This is a genomic window from Nitratireductor sp. J20-h4 (assembly GCF_056780505.1).
In genome coordinates this window covers 24149-36860 of the sequence record NZ_CM165557.1, presented here as the reverse complement: position 1 = coordinate 36860, position 12712 = coordinate 24149, and the positions used below count along the sequence as shown (strand labels likewise).

13 protein-coding genes and 1 tRNA gene are annotated in these 12712 nt (G+C 67.1%); 8 read left to right on the top strand and 6 right to left on the bottom strand.

Going from position 1 to position 12712, the window contains the following annotated elements; genetic code table 11:
* Positions 1-93 precede the first annotated feature (93 nt).
* The 4 genes from ACT2B0_RS00185 to ACT2B0_RS00170 all read left to right on the top strand — a co-directional run bounded on the left by ACT2B0_RS00185 (position 94) and on the right by ACT2B0_RS00170 (position 2750).
* Positions 94-1269, top strand: coding sequence for an iron-containing alcohol dehydrogenase (locus ACT2B0_RS00185; protein ID WP_473460338.1), 1176 nt, complete (start codon positions 94-96; stop codon positions 1267-1269).
* A gap of 30 nt (positions 1270-1299) precedes the next feature.
* Positions 1300-1737 (top strand): acyl-CoA thioesterase, encoded by a 438-nt coding sequence (locus ACT2B0_RS00180; protein ID WP_473460336.1) that lies wholly within the window; start codon positions 1300-1302, stop codon positions 1735-1737.
* Positions 1734-1937, top strand: a complete 204-nt coding sequence (locus ACT2B0_RS00175) for a SlyX family protein (protein WP_473460334.1) — start codon at positions 1734-1736, stop codon at positions 1935-1937. The genes ACT2B0_RS00180 and ACT2B0_RS00175 overlap by 4 nt, the downstream gene beginning before the upstream one ends.
* Positions 1938-2036: 99 nt before the next feature.
* Positions 2037-2750 (top strand): hypothetical protein, encoded by a 714-nt coding sequence (locus ACT2B0_RS00170; RefSeq protein WP_473460332.1) that lies wholly within the window; start codon positions 2037-2039, stop codon positions 2748-2750.
* Between the two features lie 32 nt (positions 2751-2782).
* On the opposite strand, the gene ACT2B0_RS00165 is transcribed toward ACT2B0_RS00170, so the two are convergent.
* The 5 genes from ACT2B0_RS00165 to ACT2B0_RS00145 all read right to left on the bottom strand — a co-directional run bounded on the left by ACT2B0_RS00165 (position 2783) and on the right by ACT2B0_RS00145 (position 6904).
* Positions 2783-3148, bottom strand: a complete 366-nt coding sequence (locus ACT2B0_RS00165) for a VOC family protein (protein WP_473460331.1) — start codon at positions 3146-3148, stop codon at positions 2783-2785.
* Complete coding sequence (locus ACT2B0_RS00160) at positions 3145-4350, bottom strand: MFS transporter (RefSeq protein WP_473460329.1); 1206 nt, start codon at positions 4348-4350, stop codon at positions 3145-3147. Before ACT2B0_RS00160 ends, ACT2B0_RS00165 begins: the two co-directional genes overlap by 4 nt.
* A 357-nt stretch (positions 4351-4707) precedes the next feature.
* On the bottom strand, positions 4708-5697 hold the full coding sequence (locus ACT2B0_RS00155; protein WP_473460327.1) for a BMP family lipoprotein: 990 nt from the start codon (positions 5695-5697) through the stop codon (positions 4708-4710).
* A 173-nt stretch (positions 5698-5870) separates the two neighbouring features.
* Positions 5871-6536 (bottom strand): peptide-methionine (S)-S-oxide reductase MsrA, encoded by a 666-nt coding sequence (gene msrA / locus ACT2B0_RS00150; protein WP_473460325.1) that lies wholly within the window; start codon positions 6534-6536, stop codon positions 5871-5873.
* Between the two features lie 29 nt (positions 6537-6565).
* The gene (locus ACT2B0_RS00145) at positions 6566-6904 is read right to left on the bottom strand and encodes a hypothetical protein (RefSeq protein WP_473460324.1); all 339 of its coding nucleotides are present in this window, start codon (positions 6902-6904) and stop codon (positions 6566-6568) included.
* Positions 6905-7217: 313 nt separating this feature from the next.
* On the opposite strand from ACT2B0_RS00145, the gene ACT2B0_RS00140 reads away from it, so the two are divergent.
* Positions 7218-7307, top strand: a tRNA-Ser gene (locus tag ACT2B0_RS00140).
* 274 nt (positions 7308-7581) lie between these two features.
* Here the strand turns inward: ACT2B0_RS00140 and ACT2B0_RS00135 are convergent.
* Positions 7582-8070 (bottom strand): MarR family winged helix-turn-helix transcriptional regulator, encoded by a 489-nt coding sequence (locus ACT2B0_RS00135; RefSeq protein WP_473460321.1) that lies wholly within the window; start codon positions 8068-8070, stop codon positions 7582-7584.
* Positions 8071-8194: 124 nt separating this feature from the next.
* Between ACT2B0_RS00135 and ACT2B0_RS00130 the strand changes: the two genes are divergently transcribed.
* The 3 genes from ACT2B0_RS00130 to ACT2B0_RS00120 are packed head-to-tail and all read left to right on the top strand — an operon-like array spanning position 8195 to position 12706.
* On the top strand, positions 8195-10543 hold the full coding sequence (locus tag ACT2B0_RS00130; protein WP_473460319.1) for an oxidoreductase: 2349 nt from the start codon (positions 8195-8197) through the stop codon (positions 10541-10543).
* A 30-nt stretch (positions 10544-10573) separates the two neighbouring features.
* Positions 10574-12142: a class I adenylate-forming enzyme family protein gene (locus tag ACT2B0_RS00125; RefSeq protein ID WP_473460317.1), complete on the top strand. Its 1569-nt coding sequence runs from the start codon at positions 10574-10576 to the stop codon at positions 12140-12142.
* Between the two features lie 3 nt (positions 12143-12145).
* Positions 12146-12706: a carboxymuconolactone decarboxylase family protein gene (locus ACT2B0_RS00120; protein ID WP_473460315.1), complete on the top strand. Its 561-nt coding sequence runs from the start codon at positions 12146-12148 to the stop codon at positions 12704-12706.
* The last annotated feature ends 6 nt before the right edge of the window (positions 12707-12712 follow it).

Genomic DNA, 12712 nt, shown 5'->3' with positions numbered 1-12712 from the left:
AAAAATCTAGCATGGCGGCAAGCCGTTTGCCAATCCGCACCGTTGTGTCGAACACTCTCGACAAAAGCGCGGCGGCTTGTCAATTTTCGCGGCATGACAAATGACGCTTTCCAGCCCTTTGCCTTCAATACGACGCCATCGGTGCGGTTTGAGGCTGGCGCGGCCCGCCGCTTCGGCGAAATCGCCGGGCCGTGTCTCGGCCGGACGGTTCTGTTCGTCACCGACCCGGGCCTGCGAGCGCTCGGCCTGTGCGATCCGGCGCTCGCATCGCTCGAAGACGCCGGAATCGCGGTGACGGTCTTCGACCGCGTCGAGGCCGACCCGTCGCTGAAAACGCTGAAGGCGGCGGTCGAGACCGGCCGGGCAGCCGGCGTTTCCGGCGTAGCCGGCTTCGGCGGCGGTTCGTCGCTCGACGTCGCCAAGCTCACCGCACTCCTGATCGGATCGGGCGAAGACCTCGACGCGGCGTGGGGCGTAGGCAATGCCAGGGGACCGCGCCTGCCACTGGCGCTGGTGCCGACCACGGCCGGCACCGGCTCGGAGGTGACGCCGGTTTCGATCATCACCGTCGGCGAGGCGGAAAAGCGCGGCGTTTCGAGCCCGCTCATCCTGCCCGACATCGCCGTTCTCGACCCGGAGCTGACGCTCGGCCTGCCGCCGGCGATCACCGCGGCCACCGGTATCGACGCCATGGTGCACGCCATCGAGGCCTACGCCTCCAAAAGCGCCAACAACAATCCGCTGTCGAAGATGCTGGCGCGTCAGGCCTTGCGGCTTCTGGGCGCGCATATCGAAACCGCGGTCTTTGAAGGTCACGACCTGGCCGCGCGCGGCGCGATGCTGCTTGGCTCGATGCTGGCCGGCCAGGCCTTCGCCAACTCGCCGGTGGCGGCCGTACATGCGCTGGCCTACCCGATCGGCGGCACGTTTCACGTGCCGCACGGCCTGTCGAACGCGCTGGTGCTGCCGCATGTGCTGCGCTTCAACGCGCCGGAAGCGGCCGGGCTCTACGCCGAGATCGCCACCGACGCCTTTCCCGATCTGGCCCATGAAGAGGGCACGCAGGGACGCTGCAGCGGTTTCATCGAAGCCCTGACCGCGCTGTCGAAAAGGCTCGGGCTGCCGGCGCAATTGCGCGACGTCGGCATCGGCGATGAGCATCTTGCCAAGATGGCGGCCGACGCGATGAAGCAGACGCGGCTCCTGGTCAACAATCCGCGTGCGTTGTGCGAGGCCGACGCGCTGGCGATCTACCGGGCAGCGTGGTGAGCGCCGGCGTGGACCAGAAGCGAGCCATCCATGGCTGATCGCCCGGCACCCGCCGCACGCGCGGCCTATCGCGCCTTCCGCCCGATCACCACGCGCTGGATGGACAACGACATCTACGGCCACATGAACAATGTGGTGCATTATTCGCTGTTCGACACGGCCGTGAACGGCTGGCTGATCGACAAAGGCGTGCTCGATATTCATGGCGGCGACCAGATCGGGCTCGTGGTGGAAACGGGCTGTCGCTATTTCGGCGAACTCGCCTTTCCCGATACAGTCACCGCCGGCCTGCGCGTCGCACGGCTCGGCAGGTCTTCCGTGCGCTACGAAGTGGGCCTGTTTCGCAATCAGGACGAGCAGGCCGTGGCGGAAGGGTTTTTCGTGCATGTGTATGTGGATCGCGCGACACGACGGCCCGAGCCGCTCGCCGATACGCTGCGCACCGCACTTGAGGACATAATCGCATGAACCAGGACCGCACCGCGACGCTGGAGATGATCGTCGCCGAGCAGGAACGCACGATCGAGGACCTGTCGAGCGAGGTCGCCGCCCAATGGAAGACGATCGAACGGCTGCAAAAACAGCTCGACCGGCTGACCCAGCGCTTTCTGGCGCTGGAGGAACAGACCGCGCCCGAAGTTCCGGTCACCAAACCGCCGCACTGGTAGCGGCCCGGATCGTCAGACTGGCGCAACTGAATTCAGTTTCCTCGGCCGGCCATTGGTCCTAGAATTCTCGCGGACACGGACGGGTCGCGGGTGTTTTCGATGACAAGCGACAGTGAGCGCATGACGCGCGCCGACGATTTTGTCATGGGCCGCATGAACGAGGCCGAACGCGAGCGCGCGGAAAAGGATCTGGAACGCGATCCCGCCTTCCGCGACGCGGTGGTGCGGCTTGCCCAGCGGCTGCGCGGTCCTGCCGCCGACGGTACCGGGCCGCAGGGCGGCGCATGGCGTAGGATTCACGCCGACATCGCCGCACTGCCGCATATGCGCGCCGCCGCGCCAGCCGGTGACGCGCGCCCGGTGCCAGGCGCATCGGCAGCGGGGCTCGGCGGCTGGCGCGGCGCGGCAATCGCGACCTGCCTCGCCGTCGCCTTCGGCATTGGCATTATGGCGGGAACGATGAGCGCCGGCCAGGACAGGCGCGCGCTCGCCGTGCTCGACGACGCGGCGGGTGCGCCGCGGGCGCTGGTGGAGGTCTTCGCCGACGGGACGCTGCATTTCCTGCCGCTCGCCCTGGCCGACTTGCCCGCAGGCGCGGTGGTGCGGCTTTGGGCGATCGGCGAGCACCCAGATAGCGCGGTGGCGCTGGGCACGGTCGCGACCGACGGATCAACGCTGCTCACCGTGCCGAGCGGCGGGGTCGCCTGGAGCGCGCACGGTTATCGCCTCACCCTGGCGGACGCGGCAACGGACGCAAGCCCGGGAGCGGCGCTGGCGCAAGGTCCGCGCACCGAGACCGTTCCGGGCCGCTGACACGCGCGACACCGTCCCCGCTGCCGGCCGGATCAGGCGGTCGGACCGGCCGGCTCCCACAATTCGACCGGATTGCCCTCCGGATCGTGGATACGGCAAAAGCGGCCGACCTCGGAATCCCACTCCGCGCGCGTTTCGACAGCGATGCCGGCCGCTTTGAGCGTCGCCATCATCGCGTCGAGGTCGTCGACCCGAAAGTTGATCATCCAGACCTGGTCGGGACGGCCGAAATAGTCCGTGTCGTGCGCGAAGGGGGCAAACACCGTCGTGCCGGCCTCCTGGCGCCAGACCGATGCGGCGATGTCGCTCACGCCGAGATGGGTTTCGTACCATGCCGCCAGCGCCCGGGGGTCGCGGGCGCGAAAGAAAAATCCGCCAATGCCTGTCACCTTGGTCATGCCGGCCTCCTGCGTCGCGCCAAGAGCGGCGCCATGCAAATAAAGCCGAGCAGGCTGAAGGCGGCAAGCGCCCAGCCGAAACCCGACCAGCCGAAGCGCCCGATGACATAGCCGGCAAGCGGCGCCCCGGCGAGCGTGCCGAGCCCGCCCGACTGGGCGATCAGACCGATGACGATCGCCGCCGACCCGCCCGGTGGCACGATGAAGGGCACGCTGGCGAAAATGGCGGCGGCAACGACGCCGCCGGCGATCGCGAAGACCATTGCCGACGCCGTCGCCAGCACCGGATCGCCTGCGCCGAAAAACGGCACCGCGCTCGCAGCGCTGGCGAGAAAACCGGCCATGACGACAAGGGCGGCGAAGCGGGCGTCGCGTTGCTTGAGCAGGACGCCGGCAAGCACGTTGCCGAGCGGAACCAGCAGCGCGATCATGCCGGCCGACAGCACCACGGGCGGCCCCTCGGCGACGAAACTCGGCAAAAAGGTGAAAAAGCCGATCGACAGGATGACGTAGACGCCGAAGGCGAGCGCGGAGAGCGCGACCGGGGTCGAAAACGACGCGGCCAGACGCGCGACACCCGGCGTTCCGCCGGCCGGTCGCGCCGCGTCGGCGATCGGCTCGAGGCCGCGCGCCAGCCAGGCGGCAAGCGCGGCCAGGACGATGAACAACGCCACGCTGACCAGAAGGAAACGCTGCGGGCTGTGGGTCGGCAGCATGGCGGCGGACAGGAAATCGGCCACCGCGTAGCCGAGCGGCACGAAGCCGCCCCAGATGGCGAGCGCGGGCGCTTTCAGACGCTCGGGCGCGAGTGTGGCGAGCAGCGCGGGAATAGCGATCACCAGGATGAGATAGCCCAGCGCCTCAACCAGCCGCGCGGCCAGCGCGGCGAGCGGGCCGCCGAAAAGCGCGAGGCCGACACCGCCGACGGCGAGCGCGACGGCCGAGACCAGATAGGAGCGATAGAGCCCGGCCCGGTCGATGGCAAACGCGGCCGGCAGCGCGGCGAGCGCCACGAACAGGCCGAGCGTGGAGGTGAGCCAGCCGACCATGACCAGCGAGAAACCGGCCTCGGCGCGGTACCAGGCCACCAGCGGCGCGATCTTGCCGAGCTGGGTTCCGGCCAGGATGCCGGCCAGAAGCAGGACGACGAGGGCGGCAATGCGACGAGGACTTCCGGTTGCGGTCGTCGGATCCTGCCTCATGCGCACTCCATTGCCTGCCACCGATTCGGTCGGCGGCCTGAATAGCGCGTCGACGCGCCCGGGAAAATAGCCCACGGGACCCGGCCGGGAAGACCACCAGCCGGGCCGGGTTTGGACCCGGCGTCGTCCCGCAGCGCGGCGCCGTCGTCATGCGCCAGGGACGGCCGGCCGGAAGCCTCGGTCCTGCTCAAGCCCGAACCGAGGCCGAAATCCGCGCGACACAGGCAAACAGCAAAATGGAATGCGAGCCGGTAAACGGGCGGCGCACGCCGGCCGGGCGGCGGAGCCAGGCCCGTGAAGCGAGAAGGCCGCCGGGCGCGGAGCCCGGCGGCCTTCTTATCGAACCATCCGTGCCGATCAGTACGGGCAGGAATTGTCGGACATGTAGTCGTGGACCTTGATGTTGCCGGCGATGATCTCGGCCTTGGCCTTCTCGACCGCGTCGATCATCTCCTGGCTGACGAGATCCTTGTTGTTGTCGTCCATGGCGTAGCCGACGCCGTTCTCGGCCAGGCCGAGCACGTTGATGCCGGTCTCGAACTTGTCGTTCATGGCATCCGTGAAGGCGTCGTAAACCGCCACGTCGACGCGCTTGAGCATCGAGGTCAGCACATGGCCCGGCTGGAGGTGATTCTGGTTGGAATCAACCCCGATGCCGAGCTTGCCGGCGTCGGCCGCCGCCTGCAGCACACCCACGCCGGTGCCGCCGGCGGCGGCGTAGATGACGTCGGCGCCCTGGTCCATCTGCGACTTGGCGATCTCGCCGCCCTTGGTCGGGTCGTTCCAGGCCGCCGGCGTGTCGCCGGTCATGTTCTCGATCACGTCTGTCGCGCCGGCCGCCTTGGCGCCGCCGACATAGCCGCAGCCGAACTTGCGGATCAGCGGAATGTCCATGCCGCCGACAAAGCCGACTTTCTTGCTGTCGGAGGCCATCGCCGCCAGCATGCCGACCAGATAGGAGCCTTCGTGCTCGTTGTAGACGACCGAGCGCACGTTCGGCGCGTCGACCACCATGTCGATGATGGCGAAATCGATGTCGGGATATTCCGCGGCCACTTTCTCCAGAGCGGCGGCCCAGGAGAATCCGGCCATCACGATCGGGTTGCGGCCGTCCTCGGCGAAGCGGCGCAGCGCCTGCTCGCGCTGGGCGTCGTTGGAGATTTCGAACTCGACATATTCAATGCCGGTTTCCTGCTTGAACTTCTCCGCGCCGTTGAACGAGGCCTCGTTGAAGGATTTGTCGAACTTGCCGCCCAGGTCGAACAGCAGGCCGGGCTTGATGTCCGCGGCCAAGGCCGGGACGGTGAAAACGGTTGCGGCCAGGAGGCCGAATACGAAACGCTTCATGTGATCCACACCCTGTTGGTCTTGCGTACGGTTCTTGTCTGGCCCCGCGCGCCAGCAAACTCGCGCGCAAAGCCCCGCGGGTTCGTCGCCCGCTCGGCCTTTCACTGTTGCATGCCGTCGCGTAAATTTCACGCGGAAATTTGACCTTCCGGACAAGGGCCGGCGCCGGCCTGCTAGCCGGCCGCGGCGGCCGGCGGCGGGCACGACAGGCCGGTGCCCTTCAAGCCGCAATAGCCGGACGGGTTCTTGGCCAGATATTGCTGATGTTCGGCCTCGGCGAAATAAAACTCCGGGGCGGGCGCGATCTCGGTGGTGATGCGGCCGCGCCCGGCGCCGGTCAAGACGGCCTGATAGGCGTCGCGCGCGGCCAGCGCGGCCTGCAGCTGCGCGTCATTGTCTGCGAAGATCGCCGAGCGGTAGGTCGTGCCGACATCGTTGCCCTGACGCATGCCCTGGGTCGGGTCGTGGCTTTCCCAGAACAGTCTCAGCAAATCGTCATAGGAAATCGTGGCCGGGTCGAAGACCACCAGCACGATTTCGGCATGGCCGGTCAGCCCGGTACAGGTTTCCTGATAGGTCGGATTGGGGGTGAAACCGCCGGCGTAACCGACCGCGGTCACCCACACGCCCGGCATTTGCCAGAACAGCCGCTCCGCCCCCCAGAAACAGCCCATGCCGAAATAGGCGCGTTCCGAGCCCCGCGGATAGGGCCCGCGCAACGGCCTTTTCGACACGGCGTGGCGCGCCGCGGTGGCGATCGGCCTGGCGCGGCCGGGCAGCGCCTGGTCGGCGGCCGGCAGGGTCAGCTTCTTGTTCAGCATGTCGCTTAGGAAAAACATCGTTCCTCGCTCCGCTTGGGGTGGCCTTCTCAGGACAGGCCGCGGCTTCCGCGGCCGAGCGGACCGCCGCGCCGGCGCGGCCGCCTGCCGATCAGATAAAGCAAGAGGGCAAGGCCGAAAAACACCGTGAATCCCGGCAAGGTGAGAATGCGGATCATCACCGGATCCCACAGCAGCGGGTGCACGTAACGCTGGGCGAGCGCCTGGGCGAGGTTGAGCGTGTCGGGCGAGACCGCGTACCAGCTCGTGCCCAGCGGGGTGAAGACCAGCGCCGAGGAGGCAACCGAACGGGTGGCGTCGAGCACGGCCATGATGACGGCGACGGCCAGCGCGATCGTTGCCAGAAGCCGGAAAACGAACCTGATCATCGTGTTTTTTCCGCCATGAACCATCCCTTTCGCCCGCGCCCGGACCGCGACGCCGCCCCTTTTATGGCTAACGGCGCGGCGCTTCAATCGCCACACACGAATGTGACATCCCGCGCAGCCGGCCGCGCGGGGCAAGCGCTGCGGGTTTTTGCGTGGTCGTCGCAGAACCGAGCCGGTCGCGCCCTGCCCGGGCAAGCGCGCGGCGGGCGTCGGCCGGCCATGACCAATTTCCCTGCCGCGACGGCTTGGCATTCGCCGCCATATCGACTAGATGAGCGCGGATGACCGGTCCGCCCGCGGACACGTCGCCTGCGGAGAGGTGGCCGAGTGGTTGAAGGCGCACGCCTGGAACGCGTGTATACGGGCAACCGTATCGAGGGTTCGAATCCCTCTCTCTCCGCCATTCATTTTATCAATATATTTCAAATATTTACATGAAGAAGCGCCATCCGGCGCATCGACTGTGACGCCGGCTACCGGCGCTGCGGTCGCCCATGCCGAAGCTGGCGCGGCGGCGCGGCGCGGTCGTGGTTTCGCCGGCCGACTCTGCCGACCGGCGGCAGCGCGAGGCTCGTCACGGCTGAGGAGGCGCGAGCGCGGTCGGGGCCCTGGCATGCCGGATACGGTCTGTCGCCACGGCCGAAAGGGTCGCTACCGGGCCTCGCCCAAATGACGCGTCAGCGCCGCAGCGACTGCGCGTTCGCCTTCAGGCGCTGCAGGAGCCGGCACAGCTGACGGTATTCGTCGTCGGAGAAATCCCTGAACAGCTGGGCGCGCAGATTGCGCACGCCGAGATTGCTCGCCCGCAGCAGGTCGCGTCCCTTGCCGGTTATCGCCACGATCGAAATGCGCTTGTCGTGCGAGAACGCCTGTTTGCTGACCAGGCCGTCGGCGATCAGACGATCGACAAGACGGCTCGTTACCGTGCGCTCGATCACAGAAAGCTCGGCCAGATCCAGCAGCGACATCGGGCCCCGTTCGTCCAGGCACGACAGGATGCGCCAGCCGGTGAGCTTCAGCCCCGAAGCCCTGAGCGCGGTCTCCATCTGATCGCGATTGAGGCGTTGCAGGAAGGAGATCAGATATTCCGGCGCGTCGACCAGCGGCTCGTCGGGGCGCGGCACGCGCACATCGCCATCGGTCTCCACCATCTCGTCCGTCGCCAAGGCCCGTTTCCCTTCCGGCTGTCCACGCCAAACGCCAGTTACCACGGCGACGTCTTGATTGGCAATTATGTGTATGATATGTGCTTTTCCACATAATGACACTGACCGCCCTGGAGCGCCATTCATGAAGATCACCGTCGTCGGAGGCGGCCCGGGGGGCCTCTATCTCGCGCTCTTGACCAAAAAGGCCCGGCCGGACTGGACGGTGGAAGTGTTCGAGCAGAACCAGGCCGACGACACGTTCGGCTTCGGCGTCGTCTTTTCCGACGAGACGCTCGACGAATTCCTGAGCCGCGACAAGCCGGTCTTCGAGCGCATGCGCGAGGAACTCGCCTACTGGCAGGACGTCGCCATTCATTTCAAAGGCGAGGAAATCCGCATCGGCGGCAACGGTTTTTGCGGCGTGTCGCGCCAGACATTGCTGACCATCCTGCAGGAACGCTGCGCGCAACTGGGCGTCGCGCTGAGCTTCGGGACGACGATCGACCCCGACACGATCGCCGAACGTTTCGCCGACAGCGACGTGATCGTGGCCAGCGACGGGATCAATTCGCGTATTCGCGAGGCTTTTGCCGAGGATTTCCGGCCAAAAACCGAGCTCAAGCAGAACCGGTTCTGCTGGATGGGTTCGTCGCGCCCGATGGACGCGTTCAACTATTTCTTCCGCGAGACCGAACACGGCATCATCTGCGCACATTGCTACCAGTACCAGCCCGACCGCTCGACCTGGGTGTTCGAGATGGACGAGGCGTGCTGGCAGGGGCACGGATTTTCCGAGTTCGACGAGGAGGATTCACGACGCCGCCTCGAAGCCATCTTCGCCGAGGAGCTCGAGGGACATCCCCTGCTGCTCAACCGCTCGTTCTGGCGCCGCTTCCCGCGCGTGTTCTGCGAGACCTGGCGGTCCGGCAAGATCGCGATCCTCGGCGACGCCAAGGCGTCGGCGCATTTTTCCATCGGCTCGGGCACCAAGCTGGCGATGGAATGCGCCATCGCCCTGTCGGACGCGCTGGTGGCGCATGAGCACGACGGCGTCGAGGCTGCCTTCGAGGCCTACGACCGCGAACGCCGCACGCCCTGCCAGATCACCCAGCACAATGCCGACGTCTCGCTTGCCTGGTTCGAGCACATGGAGCGCTCCTGGGATCTCGATCCGCTGCAATTCGCCATGGTGGTGATGTGCCGCGCGAAATCGGTGACCTACGACAATCTGCTGCTGCGCGACCCCGGCTTCGTGCAGCGCGCCGACGACGCCTGGTACGAGCGCCATTGGCGCGAAACCGGCGAGGACGTGCGCGACAGCCGCCCGACGCCGATGTTCACCCGCTTTCGCCTGCGCGAGATGGAACTGTCCAACCGGGTGGTGATGAGCGCGATGGCGCAGTACAGCGCCGACGACCAGGGCAACCCGACCGACTGGCACAAGGTGCATTACGGCTCGCACGCGATGGGCGGCATGGGGCTGATCGTCACCGAGATGACCTGCCCGTCGCCGGAGGCGCGCATCACCGAGGGCTGCACCGGCCTGTGGAGCGACGAACACGAGCGACGCTGGCGCGAGATCGTCGATTTCGTGCATGCCCATTCGGGGGCCAGGATCTGCATGCAGCTCGGCCATGCCGGCCGCAAGGGCTCGACCCAGCTCGGCTGGCAAAAGGCCGACGTGCCGATCGCCGAGGAAAGCCGCAACTGGCCGCTCGTCTCCGCCTCGCCGATCCCGTTCGTCGACGGCGTCAACGCGGTGCCGGCCGAATTGGACCGGACCGGCATGGAGCGCATCCGTGACCAGTTCGTGGCGGCGACGCAGCGCGCGGCGCGGGCGGGTTTCGACATGCTCGAACTGCATTGCGCGCACGGCTATCTGCTGGCCAGCTTCCTGTCGCCGCTGACCAACACGCGCGGCGACGCCTATGGCGGGCCGATCGAAAACCGGCTGCGCTGGCCGCTGGAGGTGTTTTCGGCCATGCGCGCCGAATGGCCGTCCGAACGGCCGATGTCGGTGCGGGTGTCCGGCACCGACTGGAAGGAGGGCGGCCTGTCGGAGGCGGATCTGCTCGCCATCGCGACGGCCTTTCACGAGGCCGGCTGCGACCTGATCGACGTGTCGGCCGGCCAGACTGTCGCCGACCAGGAGCCTGTCTACGGGCGCATGTTCCAGACCCATCTGGCCGAAGCCGTTCGCAACGTGCCGAAAATCGCCACGATGGCGGTCGGGGCGATCACCGAACCGGCGCAGATCAACACCATCCTGCACACAAGGCGCGCCGATCTGGTCGCGCTGGCGCGGCCGCATCTGTGGAACCCGTTCTTCACCCATCAGGCCGCCGCCTGGTACGGGACCCGCAACGAAGCAATGTGGCCGAAACAATATCTTTCCGGTGCCATGCAAGCCTTCCGTGAGCAGGAAAAGACGCGTGAAAAACTCGTCGACCTGCAAAAGAAGGCCGCGCCCGGACGGCACAATCTCGCCTGACCGCGAGTCCACGAGGAGGGAGGTCCATCAATGCCGACAACAGAATTGGCGACGCTGCCGGACTGGCTGCAGGTCCACCGGCGCGAACGCCCGGACGCCGTCGCGATCAGCGGCGACGGCGCCGACGTCAGCTACGCCGAGCTGGCCGACGACGTTGCCAGGCTCGCCGCGGGCCTGGCGGCCTCAGGCATCGGCAAGGATGACGTCGTGGCCGCGCAACTGCCCAATGGCCGGGCGTTCGTGACGGCGTTCCTGGCCACGGCCGCGCTCGGGGCGGTCTTTCAGACGCTGCACATGCCCTATCGCAGCAAGGAACTGCGCTATCTGATCGGCCATGCCGGCGCCAAGGCGGTGTTTGCGCTCGCTCACGCCGGCGGGGCCTCGCCGGCAAGCGACATCCTGGCGCTGAAGGCCGAGCTGCCGACACTCGAACACGTCATCGGCGTCGGCGGGACCGTGGACGGCACGCTGTCCTACGCGGCGCTGCTGCGCTCAGAACCGAGCGGGTCCACAAGCGCGGCCGGCCCCGACGACACCTATTTGCTGCTTTACACCTCCGGCACCACGGCCGAGCCGAAAGGCGTGCCGCACAGCGCGCGCGCCTTTCTGGGCAACGCTTTCCGCTCCGTCGCCGAACTGGGGATCGGGCCGGACTCGCGCGTCCTGTCGGTCGCGGCCCTGTCGCATCTCTACGGGCTGTTCACCGTTCATCTTGCACTGGCGGCGGGTGCGACGATCACGCTGCTGCCGGCGTTCCAGCCGGCCTCGTTCGCCCAGGACCTGGAGGCGCTCGCGCCGACCCATGTGTTTGCCGCGCCGGCGCATTTCGCCCCGCTGGTCGCCGAGAGCGCCCTGACGGCGGCGCATCTGCGTTCGGTCACGGTGCTTTGCCTTTCGGGCACGACCGTTCCGCCCACGCTCGCCGCGGCGGTCGACGCGCTGCTTGACGACGGCGCGGTCATCCAGCTTTGGGGGATGAGCGAATTGCAGGCCGGCACGTTCGGCCGTCCGCAGGACCCGCTCGAAACGCGCACCGGCACTGCAGGCCGGGTTTCGCCGCGCACCGAATTGCGGATCGTGGCGGAGACCGGCGAAACGGCACCAGCCGGCGTGGAAGGGGAACTCGAAGTACGCGGCCCGTCGGTTTTTGCCGGCTATCTGAACAACCCGGCCGAAACCGAACGCGCTTTCACCCCGGATGGCTGGTTCCGCACCGGCGATCTGGCGCGCCTCGACCAGGCCGGCTATCTGACGCTCACCGGCCGGACCAAGGAACTGATCAATCGCGGCGGCGTCAAATACAACCCCGTCGAGGTCGAACTGATCGCGATCACGCACCCGGCCGTGCTGCACTGCGCCGTGGTCGCCTATCCGGACGCCGTCCTGGGCGAGCGCGCCTGTCTGTGCGTGGAAGCAAGGCCCGGCCAGGCGATCACGCTCGACGATATCCGCACGCTGCTTGAGGCGCGCGGCGTCGCCAAATATAAATGGCCCGAGAGGCTGGAAATCCTTCCCAATCTGCCGATGACGCCGACCCGCAAAGTCATGCGCGGCGCGCTGGCGGCAATGCTGATCACTCCCAAAACCCAACAAGGATAGACAATGCAATACGAACTTTTCGAGCCCGCATCCGCGCCGGGCAATGCCGGTGCGCAGCTTTCGGGCGTGCAGGAGAAGATGGGCGGGCTGCTGCCCAATCTCTACCGCCAGATGGCCGGCGCGCCGGTCGTGCTGGAAGCCTATCTGACGCTGACGGAGATCCTGTCCCGCTCCTCCTTCACGCCGGCCGAGCAGCAGCTCGTGCTTTTGACGGCAAGCACCCGCAACGGCTGCCGCTACTGCGTGGCCGCGCACTCGTCGGGCGGGCGCATGGCCAAGCTCGACAAGGAGGCGATCGAGGCAATACGCGCCGGTTCGCCGGCTAACGATACCCGCCTGGAAGCGCTGCGCCGTTTCACCGAACACATGCTGGAACGGCGCGGCAAGGCGGACGAAGCGGCGATCAAGGCTTTTCTCGAGGCGGGTTACACCCAGCAGCAGGCGGCCGAACTGCTGGTCGGCCTGGCCATGAAGACGCTGTCCAACTATTTCTCGCGACTGGCCGAAACGCCGCTCGACGACTTCCTGTCGCGCATGGCCTGGGACGGCAACGACCGGGTGTGAGCCCGT

What these genes read in the sequence shown, in the direction of transcription:
- ACT2B0_RS00180 (WP_473460336.1), top strand. Translation starts at nt 1,300, where the DNA reads ATGGCTGATCGCCCGGCACCCGCCGCACGCGCGGCCTATCGCGCCTTC.
- ACT2B0_RS00165 (WP_473460331.1), bottom strand. Translation starts at nt 3,148, where the DNA reads ATGACCAAGGTGACAGGCATTGGCGGATTTTTCTTTCGCGCCCGCGAC.
- msrA (WP_473460325.1), bottom strand. Translation starts at nt 6,536, where the DNA reads ATGTTTTTCCTAAGCGACATGCTGAACAAGAAGCTGACCCTGCCGGCC.
- ACT2B0_RS00120 (WP_473460315.1), top strand. Translation starts at nt 12,146, where the DNA reads ATGCAATACGAACTTTTCGAGCCCGCATCCGCGCCGGGCAATGCCGGT.
- ACT2B0_RS00130 (WP_473460319.1), top strand. Translation starts at nt 8,195, where the DNA reads ATGAAGATCACCGTCGTCGGAGGCGGCCCGGGGGGCCTCTATCTCGCG.
- ACT2B0_RS00145 (WP_473460324.1), bottom strand. Translation starts at nt 6,904, where the DNA reads ATGATCAGGTTCGTTTTCCGGCTTCTGGCAACGATCGCGCTGGCCGTC.
- ACT2B0_RS00185 (WP_473460338.1), top strand. Translation starts at nt 94, where the DNA reads ATGACAAATGACGCTTTCCAGCCCTTTGCCTTCAATACGACGCCATCG.
- ACT2B0_RS00155 (WP_473460327.1), bottom strand. Translation starts at nt 5,697, where the DNA reads ATGAAGCGTTTCGTATTCGGCCTCCTGGCCGCAACCGTTTTCACCGTC.
- ACT2B0_RS00175 (WP_473460334.1), top strand. Translation starts at nt 1,734, where the DNA reads ATGAACCAGGACCGCACCGCGACGCTGGAGATGATCGTCGCCGAGCAG.
- ACT2B0_RS00170 (WP_473460332.1), top strand. Translation starts at nt 2,037, where the DNA reads ATGACAAGCGACAGTGAGCGCATGACGCGCGCCGACGATTTTGTCATG.
- ACT2B0_RS00160 (WP_473460329.1), bottom strand. Translation starts at nt 4,350, where the DNA reads ATGAGGCAGGATCCGACGACCGCAACCGGAAGTCCTCGTCGCATTGCC.
- ACT2B0_RS00125 (WP_473460317.1), top strand. Translation starts at nt 10,574, where the DNA reads ATGCCGACAACAGAATTGGCGACGCTGCCGGACTGGCTGCAGGTCCAC.